Source organism: Desulfosporosinus sp. HMP52 (assembly GCF_000765145.1).
Lineage (GTDB): Bacteria > Bacillota > Desulfitobacteriia > Desulfitobacteriales > Desulfitobacteriaceae > Desulfosporosinus.
In genome coordinates this window covers 55,339-74,368 of sequence record NZ_JMGA01000012.1, presented here as the reverse complement: position 1 = coordinate 74,368, position 19,030 = coordinate 55,339, and the positions used below count along the sequence as shown (strand labels likewise).

Below are 19,030 nucleotides of genomic sequence, written 5' to 3'. Positions count from 1 at the left end.
AAAAACTCTTTTAACATTTAAAATCTACCTGTATATATTTATATACGCTTTTGCCATTTGCTCAGCTGAGAACTTCTTCAATGCTTTGTTTCTAGCATTTTGTCCCATGGTCCGTCTTGAATTTTCATCTTTTAGTTTTAATATTGCATCTAATAATTCCTGGCCATTAGGATTAACTAAAAGTCCTTCTTTTTCATTTTCGATCATTGTTGGAATACCTCCAACATTAGTCGTAACTATAGGTAGAGCACTTCCCATAGCTTCGATCAATGTCATAGGCATACCTTCATAAAGTGATGGCAGGATAAACATATCTGCTTGACTAAGATACTGGTAAACGTTATCTTTTACTCCCAATAGTTCAACCATATCATTAATATTCAACTGATTTATTTCACTAATTATCTCATTCTTTAAAAAACCATTACCGATAATACTCAGCCTTACACTCGGCCACTGATTTTTAAGCTCTTTCATAACATGTAATAACATTCTGTGGTTTTTTTGCTCTGCAAGTCTTGCAATATTTAATATATTAAAGCTTTCGCTTGAAGCATTATAACTTTTCTTTATAATGCACTTACTTAAATCTATCCCATTAAAAATTACAGGTATGTCATTTTCATTTACATTATATCTTTTTGTAATTGTTTGTTTAATTTCTTCGCTTAGTGCAACGGGTATAACATTACATTTGTGATAAAAAAAATAATTAAACTTTTGTTTTCCAGGTGTTGCTTCCTTATCCGCAACATTATGAACGGTGTGGACTCTCTTCTTTACTCCTGCCAATATCGCTGCAGGTACAGCATACTGCATCACGTGTATATGGGTATGTAAAACGTCTGGTCTCTCTCTTTTCATAACCTTGGTTAATGCCACAATCATTCTCAAATCTAGTCCTGGTCTTTTGTTGAGAAAAATGACTTTAACCCCTTCATGCTCCAGTCTATTAGAAATGGGTGTGTGATATGAAAACAAACTTACAACAACAACTTCAATGCCTTGTCTAGTTAACTCAACTGATAAGTTTTCACACATTCTTTCTGCGCCCGCTAAATTAAGTGTCGGAATAACCTGTAATACCTTCATTTATTTTCTCCTTATAGCATCCTCGCAGAGTATCTGTCACCTGCTCTAAAACTGTATTATACATATACTCTTTAGCCTTCTGTATGCACTTAAACTTCATTTCAAATATTTCATCAGGATGCTCAATCGCAAATCTAATTGTTTTTACTAAACTCTCGGATTCTTCAAATTCATAGACTAGTCCGTTTACATTATTTGCAAGAATTTCATCGCAAAAGTGCCACCTTCTTGCAATTACAGGTACGCCAGCTGCTAAAGCATCAATAATGGTACCCGGAATACCCTCATTATAATAGCGTGTCGGAAATAGTAACATATAATAATTCCGTACGGTTTCTACACTTTTATCAGCATCGATACATCCCATATACCGAACACAATATTGGTATTGCATCAAATATTTATTAAAACTAAATTTAAAATCCTCATCTACTGGTCCGTATATATCTAATTTTGCAAGAATTTTACCTGCGTCTTGATTTATAGCATTGATGGCCTCAATAGCATCGGTAATACCTTTTTTTTCTTGCACTCGACTGAATGTACAGAACTCGTATGGATATCTTACATATGGTGTGATTTCAACATCTTTAATGGCATTAATCTTCTTAAAATTAGGCAAGTATGCTCCGTTATTAACACCTAAACTTTTTAAGTCTTCTACCAATTCATGGCTTTCTACCCAATTTATTTTAAAAGAATTGACATACTCCTTCCAGCGAGGATGTTGCTCAATGTTATTTGCTAAACTCCCACCTATTAAAGAATGATAAATATCCTTTTTAAAAAATTTATTTAGATAGTAGAAAAATGGGAAGAAGAACCTTCTTCCATTTATTGCTACACATAAAATAATCATGTCACATTTTTGTAGTGCTATAATTGATTGAATTAGAACTCGAATTATATGTTTTTTATACTCACAGGTATCTACTAGCATAACAGATTCTACATTATGGATATCTTTTAATAACTCATACAAATTTCTCGTTTTTACGGTTTGACCATCGAACAATTCGACATGTTCGGCAACTCTTCCAACTAATGCAACCTTCATATTATTCCCCATCTAATTTCCCACATCTCTCCATTTTTTTACATCCATACTTCTAGGATTAAAACGATCCATCCCATTTCCCGGAGTAAAAGTCAATTCAGAAAAATATATTCTTATTAACTCAACTTTCGCATAGCGAAAGTTACCTCTAACCCAGTATGTATCTAGGTTAGGACAAAATGATTTTGTCTTATTGACAGAAAAACACCTTTCCAATTGGTAAAATGGAAGTGACCAAACAACCATTAAATCCAAACCAGAAAGGTGCGTATCTAAATGTTACAACACAACTCTCTGTCTGAACAGCGTCAAAATCAACTTTCTTTAATTTTTTCTTCACTTAAGTTAAGTCAACTTCTTCGAACAACGGGAATCAGTAAATCCTATGGGGTCTCAAGCTTCGCCGTATTCCAAATCATATTTCAGTTAGTCTTCCAAGGCCGTAATTTGTAACGCTTACTAGAAGGCAGCCGAGCAGAGTTACTTCCAGGTAAAGACGTCGTTTATCGATTTCTTAATGAATCCCGTTATAACTGGAGACGTTTCTATCAGTTACTCAGTCTTAAGGTTGTCGGGCGATTTGAAAAATTCACCTCCGCACAGCGTATCCGTGTTTTTATCGTCGATGATTCTGTCATGGGACGAGAAAGGAGTAAGAGGTTGAACTCTTAGCCCGAATCTTTGACCATGTTTCTGGTCGCTTTATCTGTGGTTATAGCTTACTCACGTTGGGTTGGTCTGATGGCTACAGCTTTGCACCCATAGATTTTACGTTGATGAGTTCGGCTAAGGGTTAAAAACCGTCTTTGTGAAATGCGAGAGGACTTGGACAAACGATCCATCGGCTATAAGCGTCGCATGGAAGCAATGAATTCTAAACCTGATGCCGTCGACCAAATTCCTGAAAGCGCTCTCAAGGCGGGATTCTCGATGGATAGTTGGTTTACTCATGCTCCGCTTCTACAAAAACTGATGGATAAGGGACTTCACACTATTGGGATGGTAAAGAGCTTAAACAACGTTATTGTTTCGAGGGAAATGCATTAAGCCTAAGTGAGCTTTATGCTAAAATCCCCAAAAACACTAAAGCAGAAATTCTTGGTTCAGTTCATGTTCAAACATAAATTCTCTTCCACACAGCTAAAAATGCGTATCTAATAAAACAATAGCAACTAAACGGTAAGGAAAGATGTTCAATATCTCTATATAGCATCCAGATTCCTTTAACAGCTTTAAGCTTATTACTGCTTAATGAATTAGCAGCTCTACGGTATTCTGCTAAAATTTCATCAAGTCCATAACAATCGAATCCGGCTTTTAATATTTGTAGCCAAGTTGCGGCGTCCTGTCTTCTTCTGATATCTGGCATAACCAAATACTTCTTATCTACAATTTCAGTATCAACCATTATTCCGACAGTCTGAAGAAGGTTATTGGTAAGAAATCCGACATAATCCACTTTCGGAAGCATGTGGACTTCTTTATATAACTTATTACCCGAATCATCAATTACTTCGTATGAAGCACAAGAAAAACCACAATTCTTATTCTTCATAAACTGAACTTGTCTCTCCAATTTTCCCGGCTTCCAAATATCATCTGCATCCAGATATGCAATAAAGCGTCCGGTGGCTGCTTGCATAGAACGTGTTCTAGCCTTTGCTGCTCCACCATTAACGAGCTGTCTTAATATTTTAATTCTTGGATCATCAGCTGCAATCTTTTCGACTATTTGAACGGTTTTATCGGAGGAACAATCATCCACAATAATCATTTCCCAGTTTGTATATGTCTGCGCTTGAACTGATCGAATGGTATCAATTATATACTTTTCACTGTTCCATGACGGAGTTATTATTGATATTTTATCCTGCATATTCATCTATAGACAGTCCTTTAATCCCTTTGGAAAATATCTCTCGTGTAAACTTTCTCAACTACATCATTCAAACAGCTATCATATCTGTTTGCAATAATTGCCTGGCTCTGCTTCTTAAACTCATCCAAATCATTAACGACCTTACTTCCGAAGAAAGTCTCTCCGTCTTCAAGAGTTGGTTCATAAATGATTACGGTTGCACCCTTGGCTTTGATGCGTTTCATAACCCCCTGGATTGCACTCTGACGGAAATTGTCGGAATTGCTCTTCATGGTAAGTCTGTACACACCAATTACACAGCTTTTTTCGTCTTCTTTTCTGTAATCCCTACGGTAGTAATAATCGTAGTAGCCTGCCATTTTTAGAACCTGATCTGCAATAAAGTCTTTTCTTGTTCTATTACTTTCAACGATGGCAGACATCATGTTCTGAGGAACATCTGCATAGTTAGCGAGAAGCTGTCTTGTATCTTTCGGCAGGCAATAACCACCATATCCGAAAGACGGATTGTTATAATGCCTACCAATACGAGGATCAAGACAAACACCATTGATTATGGCTTTAGTATCCAGTCCCTTCATCTCAGAATAAGTGTCAAGTTCATTGAAATAAGACACACGAAGTGCTAGATAAGTATTAGCAAACAGTTTGACAGCTTCTGCTTCTGTAAATCCCATAAAAAACGTATCAACATCTTCTTTGAGAGCCCCTTCCTGTAGCAACTTTGCAAACACTTCTGCTTCTTCTCTAGTTTGTTCATCGCAACCGATGATAATTCTACTTGGGTACAAATTGTCATACAGAGCCTTGGATTCACGGAGAAATTCCGGGCTGAATACGATATTCTTACTATTCTTTTTTTCTCTGATACTCTCTGTATAACCCACAGGAATGGTACTCTTGATAACCATTACAGCCTCAGGATTAACTTTCATGACTGAATCAATTACAGTTTCAACCGCACTTGTGTCAAAATGCTGAGTTGCAGAGTCATAGTTGGTAGGAGCAGCAATCACAACAAAATCTGCATCAGCGTAAGCAGCCTCGCCATCTGTTGTAGCCACCAGGTTCAAATCCTTCTCTGCCAAATATTTTTCAATATAATTATCCCGAATAGGACTAATTTTTCTGTTAATCTTTTCTACCTTCTCTGGTATGATGTCCACAGACTTAACCTCATGGTGCTGTGCTAAAAGAATGGCAATTGACAGACCAACATATCCGGTGCCAGCCACAGCAATTTTCAAATAGTCATATTTTCTCATTTTCATCGTTCCCTTAGTGCTCTTTAATTTATTCTACCGTTTCAGATTTCTCGGCTTATCAACATCAAGGCCCTTAGCCACTGAAACGTTGAGTCATAACCTCTATATTCGAGCTTATTCAATCCATCTAATAGAATTGGTGCTGCTTGTTTTCTACCTGTGAATCCAACGATTCCGCGATTCCGCACATTGCTTTATCCAATTTTCTCCACACACAACTACTGTGTACCTCTTTCTTACATAAACCGTGTGTCTACTCACACAACTACTCCTCGAATCCATTCGGGTTATTCTTCTGCCACTTCCAGCTATCCCGGCACATTTCTACGATCCCGTACTCAGCCTTCCAGCCCAACTTCTCATACGCTTTACTCGGATCGCTATAACACTCCGCGATGTCCCCGGCTCTTCTTTCCTTAATCACATACGGAACTTTCACTCCGTTTTCTTCCTCAAAAGCCTTAACAACGTCAAGCACACTGTACCCTACACCAGTGCCCAGGTTAAAAATCTCTACCCCGCACTTTTCTTCAATAGCTTTAAGTGACTTTACGTGGCCTCTCGCAAGGTCTACGACGTGGATGTAATCACGAACCCCCGTACCGTCCGGAGTATCGTAGTCACAACCGAAGATCCCTAACCTCTCTAACTTCCCAACAGCCACCTGAGTAATGTAAGGCATCAAGTTATTAGGAACACCATTAGGGTTTTCTCCAATCGTGCCAGACTTGTGAGCCCCAATAGGGTTGAAATAACGTAGCAGTACGATGTTCCACGGGTTTGGATCGCTACTTACTACGTCCGCCTTCTGCATATCCATCATTACCTGCTCTAACATCGACTTCGTCTGGCCGTAAGGATTGGTACACTCTCCCTTAGGACACTCTTCTGTAATCGGAACCACAGCCGGGTTGCCGTACACAGTAGCAGAAGAACTAAAAATAATATTCTTGCAACTGTTCTTCTTCAACACATCCAATAAAACCAGCGTTCCAGTTATATTGTTATTGTAGTACTCCCAAGGGAGGAAAACCGACTCTCCAACCGCTTTAAGGCCCGCAAAATGGATACAACAGCCGAATTTAAACTGATGAACCACACGGTCTATGCTTTCCCTGTCCCTAATATCAACTTTATAAAACGGAATCTCTTTTCCAGTAATCTTCTCAACCCTCTTCAGAGCGATTTCACTGGAATTAACCAAGTTGTCTACAACTACTACGTCATGGCCCGCTGCCTGTAATTCAATTACCGTGTGTGAGCCAATATACCCGGCTCCACCTGTTACCAGAATTTTCATCTTATCTTTACACTCCATTGTGGACATCCCTGTCCCGGTGTCCTTTTTCTCTGCCTTGTCCTTCTGGACCGTTTTTGCGATTAAGAAGCTATATCAACTCTTCCTTCTCTACGAACAATAGGATAGTTGACGTAGGAGCTATGAGAAAGTATCCTTGAAGGAACACAGGAGGAGGAAATGAATTGATATCCCAAAGAGTTGAAAAGCTCTGTTATTGCAAAGTAGGATCAAAAGTTAACTCGACATATTCATGGACGCTTGTAAAAGTACAGCTTAGCTCGCACCCTTCCTCATAAAAACCACTGGCACCGTCCTAGCCAATATTTCCACATCCATCCAAAGCGAACACCGCTCCACATAATCAGCATCCATTTCCATCCACTCTTCAAAATCCACTTCATTCCGTCCGCTGATCTGCCAAATACAGGTAATCCCCGGCTTAACCGCCAACCTCTTTCGATGCTTCGGATCATACATATTTACCTCACTCGGCAATGGCGGGCGCGGGCCTACCAGACTCATCTCGCCGATCAGCACATTCCACAACTGCGGCAACTCATCTAAACTGGTCCTCCTTAAAAACCGACCCACCGAGGTAACCCGCGGATCATTGGTAATCTTAAACACCGGCCCGCTCATCTCATTTAAATGTGTCAACTTCGCCTTAAGCTCTTCCGCATTTACAACCATCGATCGAAACTTATACATTTTAAAAGTCCGCCCATTCAGTCCAACCCGTTCTTGACCGAAGAAAACCGGTCCATCTGAGGTTACTTTAATGGCAATCGCAACAGCTAATAAAATTGGACTTATAGCAATCAAACCCATTCCCGTCAAAACAACGTCCATAACCCTCTTAGACAGTACCTGCCAAGGAAGTCTCGGACGGCCATCATAGGCCACCATGGGCAGTCCATCAAAATCAACCGGTCTGCTTCGTGTTACTTTAGCTACAGTATCGTCTAATAAAATAATTACATTTTTCCCCATTAGATCCAGTAACTCAAGACAATTCTTCACTCTTTCATCTGATAATGGTGCTGTAACGACGGTTACATCGACAATTTTCATACTCATGACGCTTGTAAATTCGAATAATCACCCAAATAAGGTATCTCCAGGCCATTGCGTTCTGGGGCTAAAAAACCGACTACCTTATAACCTAATTGGAGATTTTTATTAATTCTATCTAGATAAGAGTGAGCAGCTTGACCGTGGCCTAGGATTAGTACGTAACGTGTATTTCTGCCTATCGAGTGCCAAGCTTGCAACACCAGCCGCACAATTAGGTGGACGCCTAATGTAAGACAAATCGCTATAGCCTCGAAGTAGAATACAAATCGGTTATGTATTAGCATGGGCTGGTACAAGGTTACAGCCGTAATGGTTATACCGAAGGTAGCCAAAATGAGTAATAATCAGCTGTCTTGCTTCAAGGATCGCTGGTATGAATCGTCTAGACCGGTACGCTGATTAGGCGCTCATATCTCCTCTAAGCGGTTCCTATACTGTAGAGCTAGGTCTAAACTAAATTTTTTGATGACAATCCAACTTAGTAGCGTCAGTTTATATCATTATTTTCAACTTGCACCTTTCCTCCCCAACACCACCGGAACCGTCCTAGCCAATATCCCCAAATCCAACCACAACGACCAGCGCTCCACATACTCAGCATCCATTTCCATCCACTGATCAAAGTCCACTTCATTCCTGCCACTAATTTGCCAAATACACGTTATCCCCGGCTTAACCGCCAACCTTTTCCGATGCTTAGAATTGTACAAATTAACTTCACTGAGCAAGGGTGGCCTTGGCCCAACTAAACTCATATCCCCTCGAAAAACATTGTACAGCTGAGGCAGTTCATCAATACTTGTCTTGCGAATAAACCTACCCACTGCTGTCACTCTCGGATCATTAGCAATCTTAAAAACCGGCCCACTCATTTCATTTAAATGTGCCAACCGTTCCTTAAGTTCTTCGGCATTAACAACCATCGACCGGAATTTATAAATGTTAAAAGCCCGTCCATTTAACCCAACTCTTTCCTGAGCAAATATTACCGGCCCTTTGGAGGTTAACTTTATAGCTAAAGCTACTAAAGCAAAGACCGGGCTAAGCACAATAAGACCAGCCCCAGATAAAATAACATCCATCCCACGTTTAGCGGCTTCATGCCAAGGCCGTCTGGGGTGGCTATCATACACAACCATTGAGAGCCCCCCGAAATCCATAGGCCTGCTGCGAGAAACCTTCGTCACAATATCGTCGAGAAGTACAGCCACTGTTTTACCCATGACATCCAGAATTTCAATGGATTCTTGAACTCCCTTTTCCGTAATCAGCGCTGTAACAACCGTTAAATCTACGATATTCATGCGTATAATTGATTCCAGATTGGAGTAATCCCCGAGGTAAGGTATCTCAAGACCATTTTTAGTTGGGGCAATATACCCTATAACTCTATAACCTAACTGAGGGTTATCCTTTAATTTCTGTAAGTATAGCTTAGCAGCAGAGCCTCCACCCAGAATCAATACATAACGAGTATTTCTGCCTAGTTTCCTCCCTGCTTCCAAAGCCAACCGTGTCACAATATGCATTCCAATGGTCAAACTCACTGCAAAAGCCCCAAAGTAGAAGAAGAAGCGTGTGCGCAGTATATTCGGGTTATAAAGATAAGTAGTTATCATACTTACTGCAAATGAGAAAAAGTGAGCTTTCATCATCTGGCTTAGTTCACGCCGCACAGACATGAAACGGCGTGATTGATAGACTTTTAAAGAATTGCTGGCGATGATCCAGGCTAATAAGTAGATCAAGAATACTGCAAAGTACCTTGGCCAACTATTACTTGTTACGACATTCTTTATTTGATAGATTTCAATAGCTAAAGAAAAGCCTATAGCAATCAGAACAATGTCTACTAGTTCAGATATATTTTCAGTTATTCCCCGTTCCCTCAGCATTGTTCCACTTCCCTTTTCCTGATCCACCCGTAAGTAAGATTACATTCATATCATAATCCCCTTATCCGAGCCAAGTTCCATTAATTTAATTAGGTCTTCAGTCCCAGGACCAAATGCACTCCATATATTTCCCTATAAGAAAGTAATATCCTTCACACACTAATCAAAAAATTCCTACACTATAACCACAATTCCAGTAATCTTCGCCACAATCCGAGTCAATCTCATGTTTCTTCTTCCAGATATCCTTCTATCTTCGAAACAACTCCCAAAATCTTCTCTTTTTCTTCTTATTTGGTTGATGTAGGAAATACTCCCTTCCCCCCATCAAACCTTCCCCCGTCAAAACCGCCCGAGGGTTCTCCAACGTTACTTCCCGGAACCCCTCTTCTCCAGCCGTCTCCTTGACACTCCCCAGCCCCTTAAGATAAACCCCATCCTCCTGCGAAATCCGATGAGCATCCGACCCAACAAAGTGAATCAAACCACTCCTCAGCATCCTTTCCGCCAATTCCTGAGCCTCGGGCCCATACCTCCCGCTCAGACTTCTCAAGTTCATCTGAAAGAGTACTCCCTTATTCGCCCATTCAACTAAGTACTCCGGCCTCTCGATCAGACCCCTATTCCGCTCCGGATGAGCCAGCACCGGAGTCAACCCCTGAACTTGCAAGTCAAAGAGGACTTGTTCCGTATACTGGGGAATCTCCAGCATGGGCAGCTCTAAGAGCAGATACTTACCCGTATTTCCCAGGGTCATCAGCTTACCCTCGCCAGCCCATTTCCCCAGATCCGGAGAAATATAATTCTCTGCCCCGGGCCAAATCTCCACCAGGATTTCTTCCTCTGCCACATGCTTGCGCAACTGCTCCACAGCAGCCAGGATCTCCTCAGGGCTTAAGAAGTCCCTTCCTTCCATCACATGAGGGGTGGCAATTAGAGTTGTAAATCCCGAATGAACTAGTTGACGAACTATCCCCAAGGAATCTGCTATAGTCTTCGCCCCATCGTCTAGACCGGGGAGGATGTGGCTATGTGTGTCAATCATTTAAACGTCTCCTAACATAAATTCTAGCAAAACTAAGTAACAAATCTTCGTACATATGTTACAATAATGTAAATCACCTAAAATTATCTAATTTAAACATATTAATCAAGCAGAAGGGGGAGTACTATGGCATGCAACAATATCTTAATCGTTGATGACGATCCCATTGTTTTAAGAATGCTGGAGTCTGCCCTAAACAAAAACGGGTATCATACTATTAAGGCGGAATCCGGCGAGAATGCCCTTCGGATTCTGGATGCTCTGGCCATTGATTTGGTTCTCTTAGATGTGGTCCTACCTGGGATGGACGGACTTAATACACTTAGAGAGATAAGACTTCATCCTACTTATGGCTATGTCCCTGTGCTCATGCTGACCAGCAGGGATAGTGAAATTGATCACGTAATCGGTCTGGAATTAGGAGCCGATGATTATATCTCCAAGCCCATCCGCTTCCACGAACTCATTGCTCGGATCAAGGCCGTACTGCGCAGGGCGGATTCCAATCGGACAGCTTCTCCTAAAGTAGTCTTCCGGGGTCTGGTCATGGATCTGTCTAGTCGCAAAGTCACCGTTAACGATCAGGAGATAGAGCTCTCCTTCAAAGAGTTTGAGCTGTTATCCCTTTTAGCCAAAAGACCGGGCCGAGTCTTCACCCGGGCGGAAATTCTCGATACTGTCTGGTCGGAAGATGGCTTCTGGGAGACTCGCACAGTGGATGTCCATATCCGCAGAATTCGCAAAAAGCTGGAGGAAATAGGCCAGAGTCCCCTGCTTATTGAGACTGTCCGGAATGTGGGCTATCGTCTGCCAATGTCTCTTTAACCTGCTGAAGCTCCTCCACCAGACGAGGCATTAATTCACCGAGTTCCTGGTACAGTTCATGGGATCTGGGCCACTCCCCAGCCTCTGCTGCCCGCTCCAGTTCTCCCGCAGTCTTAAAAACCTTCATAGCATAAAGACAAGATAAAGCGCTGGCCAGTCGATGGGCGCTTTTTTCTAATTTCCCTGAGTCGTGGGCTTCCAGATCTGTTCCAATTATCTCCAGCCAAGTTTGGTAATTTTCTAAGAAATCTTCAATACTTAATAGCATCACATCTCGGCCAAAAAGTCTGGCTTCTTGGCGGAATATCTCCTGATTGATCAATTGACCCGGTTCTTGAAGGTCTGCTTGTGGCCTGCACTCTTCCCTGCACCTTTGACCAGGTTCCCCTTCAGGTATTTGATTCTCCTTCGCCAAGCCTGCTGACTGGCGCACTTGCTTAAGGATAGTCAATAATTTTTCTTCTTGAATAGGTTTGGACAAATAATAATCCATCCCTTGCTGGAGGAGTCTGTCCCGGTCACCCAGAATAGCTGAGGCGGTTAAGGCTATGATAGGGATATGCCGGCCTGTTTGTCCTTCCAGGGTACGGATGAATTTCGTCGTCTCTAAGCCATCCATGATAGGCATATTCTTATCCAGTAAAATACAGTCATAATCCTGAAACTTCAGGGCTTGCAGCAGTTCAAAGCCATTATTAACCATAGTCACAGCACAATTATGATAAGTTAAGATCTGCTTAATATAGGTCTGATTGGCCAGATTATCTTCGGCAGCTATGACTCTTAAGCTCTTCAGATCCTCCCGCTCTTGATTCTCCAAGCTAACCGCTGCCTCATTTAGAGCTATCTCCTGGGGACTGGCAATTCCTAGGGGCAGAAGGAGAGAGAAGGTGCTGCCGACTCCTTCCTGACTCTCCACTTCAATTCGCCCTTGCATTAATTCTGCGAAGCGCCTAACAATGGTCAGGCCCAGCCCCGTTCCACCGTATTTTTTAGTGATGCTGCTGTCAGCTTGGGAAAAGCTTTGGAAGATGGTTAGCAGTTTGATTTCAGAAATCCCGATGCCTGTATCCTTAACCTGGAATTGAACCACCTGCTTGGTTTCGGTGTGAGCAATAGATTGAATGTTAAGCTCTACTGACCCTTGATGGGTAAACTTCAGGGCATTGTTTAACAGATTATTGAGAATCTGACTGATTCTCAAGGGATCTCCCCGGAGATAATCCGGGAGGTCGGAGCTCATCTCAGCCAGGAAGCTAATCCCTTTTTCTTCAGCCTTGATCCTATAGGCATCCAGAATTGGAGTGATTAAATCCCTTAGACAAAACCCTCTCTCTTCTATTAGGATAAGGTTGGACTCGATCCTGGAAATATCCAAAATATCATTAATGATTCCCAGCAGGGATGCTGCCGAGGATTGAATTAAATCAATATATTCCTCTTTGTATTGACCCTCCTTTTTTAAGAGGCTGGTCATCCCCATGATTCCTTGGAGGGGGGTTCTAATTTCGTGGCTGACATTAGCCACAAAGCGGGTTTTGTTCTCATTGGCTTCTGCCAGCTTACGATTGCTCTCTTCAAGGGCCAGATTTTTGTCTTGCAGGGCCCGGGTATGGGCGGAGATAATTCGTTCCAGGTTCTGATACTGTTTGGCATTTTCTAAAGCGACAGCGATCTGGGCGGATATTAGCTGTAAGAATTGTTGCCGTTCCCGGGTAAAAATCCCCTGGGCCAGGTTGTTTTCCAGATAAAAGAGGCCTATGACCTTTCCTTTGATGATCACGGGCAGGCAGAGGACAGAAGCTGCTTGCTGTTCACCGTCTAAGGTCACCGTTTCTCCCGTTCTGGCCACATAGGTGATGAGCTTAATGGGCAGACCTTTGCTTTGAGCTTCGAGATCTAAGGATTCGAGAAGGCGTATAGAGTTATCTTCGACCTTCCCTTCCGCCTCAATAGTTAGTTGGTTGTCATAATTCAGGATGAATACCACGGTTCTGGCTCCTGAATTCTGGAGCATGATTCGAATAAGCAGCTTGAGCAAGTCCTCTAAAACAATTTCGCTGGAAATAGCCTGACCGATCTTCAGAATTGAGGCCAGGTCCATATCCGGTACCTCCGCCGATCCGCCCTTAGAGGGCAGACTCTGGAGGAGCAAGGGATACCGCTGTTCCAGGTCTACTACTTTAGCCATCCCTCTCCACTCATGGTAGGCGATGATTGCTTGGTGGAGATAAAACTTAGCCGAGACCTCTCTCCCTCGGTCGTGATAATACTCAGCGGCCAGTTCATTAGCCAAAGCTTCTTCCTGGATGAATTGATGGGTTTCCGAATACTGGATGGCTAAATCATAGCAAGTGGCAGCTTTGAGTTCCTCTCTGTTCAGCCGGGCAAACTCGGCTTTTACTAAATACAGCTTATTGAGGATATTCTCCGGAGCTGACCGGGATAACTTTTCTAAAGCTCTGATACTCTTTTTAATCCTCTTTCTCCTTTGCCGCCGTTTGGAATAGCTTAGGCGTTCATAGTTGGCCGCAGCGACTAAGGCTCCGTAAAAATGGAGTAAGGGTAAGCAGAAGGTGCCCAGAACTCCATCCAGGTATTCATCAAGGAAGGGCAGATTCTCCAGGGCTTTCTCGGGTTGACGGAAATAGTAGTACTGAATCAGCCGGTGAAAGTAGATATTAAAAACGATGGTCCGATCATTCGACTTAGTGTAAATGGGCAGCAAACTTCCTTCATCGAAATCCTCTCCTACCAGGGCACAGGGATCCGGGGATAATCCGGCAAAATTCAAGGCAGTCTGGCGATAAATCTGGCAGAGACGCTGGGAGGTCTCATGTCCGGTCTTGTAAATGGCCTGACGGTGGGCCTGCATTTCTGCTTCAATCATGGAGAGATGACGTCCGGAAAAATAGGAGCAGACAAAGTACTGCATCATCGAGTGTCCTGCCGAGAGTAAGTCTCCGGAGGCAAATCCACTCAGGTAGGTCTGGGGAAAGTCCTCCAAGGCATCTCGGAGAGGGTCTCGACAATGTCGAATCACCATGTTAAAGATCATCCGAATCTTACTGTCGAAGCGATAAACTCCCAGCTTATCCTGGAGCCGGAGAGCCAATTGCCCAAATTCATAGCCTTTATTGGCTTTCTTAAAAAGCATGTTGGTAATATAGCCGTAACCGGAATAAGCTACGATAGTCTCTTCTGTGATGCCGTGGGTCAGAGAAAGGCGCAGGGCCTTTAAGACGATCAGGATTATGGCGTAATAGGAGGCAGAATAACTGCCAATCCCAGTGCTGTTTAGAATTCGCATGGCTGTTTTATACTTTTCATCTGTCATCCGGGGCAGATTTAACAAGTCGTCCTTTTGCTTCCCTCTTAAAGCCCAAGCGATTCTTAAATACTCGATGATTACATGACCCAGGTGAGGCTTCCGGGGAAAGGGAACTCCTAATAACTCCAGGGTGTTTTCTGCGATGGCCATGGCTTTTTCTAATTCATTCTCTGCAGTATAGGTAGCAATCATGATTTCTGAGATTCTGGCCTGATCTAAGAGGTCTGGGCAGTGCACCAGGGTTTCTGCCGCCACCTCTTCCACCCGCTCAAACTGAGTACAGACATAGGCCATTTCTGCCAGCTGAATATGCAGCTCCAGCATAAAGGGATATTCCGTCCTCCAGGCTTCTGGGGCAGTAAGCTGTTTAGCTAAGTTAAAATATTCTAGCGCGGGTTCATATGCCGAGGAGGCTTTGGCCTTCATTCCGGCTCGAAAGTTCAGACTGACCAGAAAGGATCTCTCAGATGGGTCTGTGCTTAAACCTACCCCCAGGTTGAGGTGATCCACCAGTTCAAAGAGACGGTTTTCTAACTCCGGCCCTGTCAGCTTGGTATAGAGCAACTTACCGATCTTGCCATGGGTGGCTGCTTTTGTTTCCTCTTCCAGGAGAGAATAAACCGCCTGCTGTACTCGGTCATGTATGAAGCTGTATTGATCCTCTGCTCCTTGAATCAGTCCGGACTCCACGGCTGCCTGCAAAGTATCCTTAATAACTTCGCCGGGTTTTCCCGTGACGATCTCCAGGGTATGAACATCAAAGCTGCCGCCGATACAGGCGGCCAGTTTCAGGAGGTCAACCATGGCTGGAGAGAGCTTGCTGATCTTGGAAATCATTAAGTCCACTACATTATCCGTGACCTTACAGTCTAAGATAGCCGATAGATTCCAGGTCCAAACAGACTGCCTGGCCTCCAGACTTAAAAGCCCTTCCTCTTTGAGCATGTATAAGAACTGAATCACAAAAAAGGGATTCCCCTTGGTCTTTGCGTGACAAACTTCAGCGATGGCTAAGATCTCCTTGAGGGGACGGCTCAAGGAGACCGCCAGCAAAGCATTGACATGCTCAAGGGCCAAGGGCTGCAGGTCTAGGACCTCTGCCTTTAGACCCTGTTTCTCAAGTTGGTTGAAGAGCATATGCAGGGGATGAGCAGCATCAATCTCCTGATCTCGATAAGCGCCTATGATCAGGATGGATCGGGACCCATCAACAATGAGTTGTTCGATAAGCCGAAGGCTGGATAGATCTGTCCATTGCAAATCGTCCATAAAAAGGACGAGAGGGCTTTCCGGGGTGGCGAAGAGTTGGATATACTTCAAGAAAACATCGTTAAGTCTGTTCTGCGCCTCCGGGGGGGCCAGCTCAGCTGCCGGAGGCTGGGTGCCGATGATCAGCCTAAGCTCTGGGATGATCTCGATGATGAGTTGGGCATTCGGGGAAAGTGCTCTGATGAGTTTCTCTTGCCAAGCTGCCAGGGTGGTTTGATTCTCCGATAATATTCTTCTTAAATAAGGTTGAAAAGCCTGGATAAATGCTGTGTAGGGTACATTGCTTTTATACTGATCAAATTTACCCGCTAAAAAGGTGCCGCCCATCTCCCCTACATAGTCTAGGAATCCTTTGACCAGAGAGGTTTTGCCCACACCGGAATAACCGGAGACGAAGATAAGTTCTTGTTGACCTTTGAGCACTCGTTGATAAACCTGCTTAAGAGTTTCCAGCTCTTTTTCCCGACCAAAAAGCTGATTGGGTATGACCAGACTCCTGGTTTTATCCAGGAGGGCTATTTCGAAGGGTTCAATCTGATCTGTTTGATCCAGGTCCTTATCACTACTCTTAACTCGGAGACTTTCAAGACATCTTTTAAGGTCATGTTTCAGGGCTTCCACAGTCTGGTAGCGATCCTCCAACTTTTTTTGCAAGAGTTTGTTGATAATTTCGGATAGGACCTGGGGAATACTCGGGTTTATTCGGTTTAAAGGGCGGGCTTCTTTTGCTAAATGACTATGAATCAGTTCCATAGGATCTTCAGTGTTAAAGGGAGGTTCCCCACTAAGCATGAAATAGAAGACTGCTCCCAAGGAATACAAATCCGTCCTGGTGTCGACCTGACGATTAAATCTACCCGTCTGTTCCGGGGATATGTAATTCAGATCCGGAGGAGGCGAGCCCTCTAGACTTTGGTCTTTTAGCTCAACTCTTTCTCGGTCTGAACTGACCATAATGCTGCCAGGGTGGAGGTATTTGTAAACAATCTTCTGATCATGGAGGAGGGCAAGGGAGTCAACAATCTTAAGTCCGATCCTCAGAACACTCTGGATGTCCAAAGAGGTTTTTACTAATAGTTGCTTTAATTCCTCAAACTCTAATAGTGTTGTATCCAAAGCTCTCCCCCTTTCTTCTCCACTTAAATTCTTTAATCCATATTGAGCGCCTTTCAAAAAGAATTAGAAATTCTTCCAGGAACTTTATTGATAGTAATTCGTTATTTGCCTTAAATTTCCTGTCAAATCATTGAGAAATATTGCAAAAACTATAATTAATAGTTTTTTCTTGAATAATACGGAAAAACGAGGTGCTCTTAACCCCTTGTCGGGTAAGAGCACCTCGTTTTAATCTGTATTAATTTCTATGTTGCATGTTCCTCGCAATGAATGTCTATTCTAGCGATTGTTATGACCTTTTCTTTTTCTTATGATCGTCAGATCCATGATAGTAATAGTAGTAATAGTATTCGCTGGTTTTCATGTCTGCTTTATTGATTACTGCTCCAAGAATCTTAGCCCCTACTTTATCTAATTGATCCTTGGCCCGCTGGGCATATTCCTTGTTCACTTCACCGGAAGCCAGTACCAAGATGACTCCATCGACTTCCTGAGCCAGAACAGCGGCATCGGTCACGGCAATGATGGGTGGGGTATCGATGAGCACCATATCAAATTGTTCACTGACTTCCTCGATCAGACGCTTCATCCGCTGTGAGCCCACTAGCTCAGCAGGATTCGGGGGAATGGGGCCTCCGGTGAGAACTTTGACACCGGGCACTTCAGTTTCCTTAATAAAGTCTTTATTCTGCTCATCTTGTACCAGAAAGGTTGAAAGACCCTCGAAATTCCCTAATTCAAATAATTTGTGCTGGGTAGGATTGCGCAAATCTGCGTCTATCACCAGAACAGTTTTGCCTGACTGGGCTATACTTACTGCCAGGTTAGCAACTGTGGTGGATTTCCCTTCCCGAGGGCCTGAACTTGTGATCATGATTTTTTTAGTCTTAGTGTCCACACCGGTAAACTGTACGTTCGTCCGGAGCGTCCGGTAGGCTTCTGAGATGGGCGATTTTGTTTGTTCGTGGGTTATTAGTGAAAATGCCAAATAAACCTTCTCCTCTTACCCTTGTTTTCCTGCTTCATAATTTGGAATAACACCTAGTACAGGGATCCCTAAAACATTCTCAACATCGTTGGAGGTTTTTATCGTATTGTCTAAGTACTCCACCATAAAGACCAGACCTACTGAGGCCATTAAGCCGACTACAAAAGCTATTAAGATGTTTAACATTTTATTCGGTTTGACTGGCTTATCCGGGATTACTGCGGTATCTACGATGCTCACACTATCCACTTTCTTGATTGCAATGACTGATTTAGAAAACTCTGAAGCCATTGAATTAGCGATGGCTGTGGCCAATTCGGGGTTGTTATTCGTCACTTTAATTTCCAGGATTTCCGTGGTCTTTACTGGGGTAATGGTAATTAGTTTATCAAGTTCGCCGACGGTCATCGGCAAGTCTAAGTCTTCTATAACACTTTGTTCAACGGTACGACTCTGAGCGATGGCCGCATAGGTTTTAGCCAGTTGCTGATTTGCTAGGAGGACACTATTATCCAGCATTTGTACAGCAGCTTGTCCTTCTTCGGAAGCTTTCTTTCCTACGATTAAGGTAGTGGAAGCTTGATACACAGGCTTTATGACAAAATAACTAATGATCCCGCTAGTGAGAGCTGCGATAAGTGGCAGAACCACAACAATGATCCAACGTTTCTGGAGCATTTCCCAATACTGCCGTAATTCTATTTCTTCTTCCATTCGTACCTCCAAATCAGAACAGTTAACTAATTGACATTATACTATTCTAGATAATTTCCATTTTTCCTTCAACTAAATAAAAATCCTTGGAAATCCTTTAATAATTTTGGAAATAAATTTATAAATTTGCTTTTGCAGGAAGGAAAATCCCTAGTTGAATGTCGAAGCTTGTTAAGTCTA

The 19,030-nt window shown here is 42.9% G+C and carries 13 protein-coding genes and 1 pseudogene; 2 read left to right on the top strand and 12 right to left on the bottom strand.

The genetic code is table 11. The features are described from left to right. Window positions 1-24 precede the first annotated feature (24 nt). Both DP73_RS04625 and DP73_RS04620 read right to left on the bottom strand, forming a co-directional pair. Window positions 25-1,092, bottom strand: coding sequence for a glycosyltransferase (locus tag DP73_RS04625; RefSeq protein ID WP_034597837.1), 1,068 nt, complete (start codon window positions 1,090-1,092; stop codon window positions 25-27). Then, window positions 1,061-2,149, bottom strand: coding sequence for a glycosyltransferase (locus DP73_RS04620; protein ID WP_034597836.1), 1,089 nt, complete (start codon window positions 2,147-2,149; stop codon window positions 1,061-1,063). Before DP73_RS04620 ends, DP73_RS04625 begins: the two co-directional genes overlap by 32 nt. A gap of 276 nt (window positions 2,150-2,425) precedes the next feature. On the opposite strand from DP73_RS04620, the pseudogene DP73_RS04615 reads away from it, so the two are divergent. Next, a pseudogene (locus DP73_RS04615) lies at window positions 2,426-3,264 on the top strand (transposase); the annotation flags it as partial. On the opposite strand, the gene DP73_RS04610 reads toward DP73_RS04615, so the two are convergent. From DP73_RS04610 to DP73_RS04585, 7 genes are all read right to left on the bottom strand, one after another. Beyond that, entirely contained in the window at window positions 3,264-4,031 is a 768-nt protein-coding gene (locus DP73_RS04610) for a glycosyltransferase family 2 protein (protein ID WP_242865698.1), read from the bottom strand. The pseudogene DP73_RS04615 and the gene DP73_RS04610 sit on opposite strands and share 1 nt — an antisense overlap. A 14-nt stretch (window positions 4,032-4,045) precedes the next feature. Beyond that, window positions 4,046-5,293, bottom strand: a complete 1,248-nt coding sequence (locus DP73_RS04605) for a nucleotide sugar dehydrogenase (protein WP_242865697.1) — start codon at window positions 5,291-5,293, stop codon at window positions 4,046-4,048. A 265-nt stretch (window positions 5,294-5,558) separates the two neighbouring features. Then, the gene (gene galE / locus DP73_RS04600) at window positions 5,559-6,593 is read right to left on the bottom strand and encodes a UDP-glucose 4-epimerase GalE (protein ID WP_034597882.1); all 1,035 of its coding nucleotides are present in this window, start codon (window positions 6,591-6,593) and stop codon (window positions 5,559-5,561) included. A 273-nt stretch (window positions 6,594-6,866) separates the two neighbouring features. After that, the gene (locus DP73_RS21965; RefSeq protein WP_242865696.1) at window positions 6,867-7,664 is read right to left on the bottom strand and encodes a sugar transferase; all 798 of its coding nucleotides are present in this window, start codon (window positions 7,662-7,664) and stop codon (window positions 6,867-6,869) included. Window positions 7,665-7,666: 2 nt separating this feature from the next. After that, window positions 7,667-7,951 carry a hypothetical protein gene (locus DP73_RS23835; RefSeq protein WP_242865701.1) on the bottom strand — a complete coding sequence of 95 codons (285 nt, stop codon included), beginning with the start codon at window positions 7,949-7,951 and terminating at the stop codon, window positions 7,667-7,669. A 222-nt stretch (window positions 7,952-8,173) separates the two neighbouring features. After that, the gene (locus tag DP73_RS04590) at window positions 8,174-9,562 is read right to left on the bottom strand and encodes a sugar transferase (protein ID WP_034597833.1); all 1,389 of its coding nucleotides are present in this window, start codon (window positions 9,560-9,562) and stop codon (window positions 8,174-8,176) included. A 250-nt stretch (window positions 9,563-9,812) separates the two neighbouring features. After that, complete coding sequence (locus tag DP73_RS04585; protein ID WP_034597831.1) at window positions 9,813-10,607, bottom strand: CpsB/CapC family capsule biosynthesis tyrosine phosphatase; 795 nt, start codon at window positions 10,605-10,607, stop codon at window positions 9,813-9,815. A 126-nt stretch (window positions 10,608-10,733) separates the two neighbouring features. Between DP73_RS04585 and DP73_RS04580 the strand changes: the two genes are divergently transcribed. Next, window positions 10,734-11,432, top strand: a complete 699-nt coding sequence (locus DP73_RS04580) for a response regulator transcription factor (protein ID WP_034597829.1) — start codon at window positions 10,734-10,736, stop codon at window positions 11,430-11,432. Here the strand turns inward: DP73_RS04580 and DP73_RS04575 are convergent. The 3 genes from DP73_RS04575 to DP73_RS04565 form a co-directional block, all read right to left on the bottom strand. Continuing rightward, window positions 11,383-17,148: an AAA family ATPase gene (locus DP73_RS04575; RefSeq protein ID WP_165574383.1), complete on the bottom strand. Its 5,766-nt coding sequence runs from the start codon at window positions 17,146-17,148 to the stop codon at window positions 11,383-11,385. The genes DP73_RS04580 and DP73_RS04575 overlap by 50 nt on opposite strands. A 289-nt stretch (window positions 17,149-17,437) precedes the next feature. After that, complete coding sequence (locus DP73_RS04570; RefSeq protein ID WP_034597827.1) at window positions 17,438-18,136, bottom strand: CpsD/CapB family tyrosine-protein kinase; 699 nt, start codon at window positions 18,134-18,136, stop codon at window positions 17,438-17,440. A gap of 15 nt (window positions 18,137-18,151) precedes the next feature. Further along, entirely contained in the window at window positions 18,152-18,850 is a 699-nt protein-coding gene (locus DP73_RS04565) for a Wzz/FepE/Etk N-terminal domain-containing protein (RefSeq protein WP_034597825.1), read from the bottom strand. Window positions 18,851-19,030 lie beyond the last annotated feature (180 nt).

Coding starts and splice junctions, on each gene's coding strand:
- DP73_RS04625 (WP_034597837.1), bottom strand. CDS start 1,092: ATGAAGGTATTACAGGTTATTCCGACACTTAATTTAGCGGGCGCAGAA.
- DP73_RS04620 (WP_034597836.1), bottom strand. CDS start 2,149: ATGAAGGTTGCATTAGTTGGAAGAGTTGCCGAACATGTCGAATTGTTC.
- DP73_RS04610 (WP_242865698.1), bottom strand. CDS start 4,031: ATGAATATGCAGGATAAAATATCAATAATAACTCCGTCATGGAACAGT.
- DP73_RS04605 (WP_242865697.1), bottom strand. CDS start 5,293: ATGAGAAAATATGACTATTTGAAAATTGCTGTGGCTGGCACCGGATAT.
- galE (WP_034597882.1), bottom strand. CDS start 6,593: ATGAAAATTCTGGTAACAGGTGGAGCCGGGTATATTGGCTCACACACG.
- DP73_RS21965 (WP_242865696.1), bottom strand. CDS start 7,664: ATGAAAATTGTCGATGTAACCGTCGTTACAGCACCATTATCAGATGAA.
- DP73_RS23835 (WP_242865701.1), bottom strand. CDS start 7,951: ATGCTAATACATAACCGATTTGTATTCTACTTCGAGGCTATAGCGATT.
- DP73_RS04590 (WP_034597833.1), bottom strand. CDS start 9,562: ATGCTGAGGGAACGGGGAATAACTGAAAATATATCTGAACTAGTAGAC.
- DP73_RS04585 (WP_034597831.1), bottom strand. CDS start 10,607: ATGATTGACACACATAGCCACATCCTCCCCGGTCTAGACGATGGGGCG.
- DP73_RS04580 (WP_034597829.1), top strand. CDS start 10,734: ATGGCATGCAACAATATCTTAATCGTTGATGACGATCCCATTGTTTTA.
- DP73_RS04565 (WP_034597825.1), bottom strand. CDS start 18,850: ATGGAAGAAGAAATAGAATTACGGCAGTATTGGGAAATGCTCCAGAAA.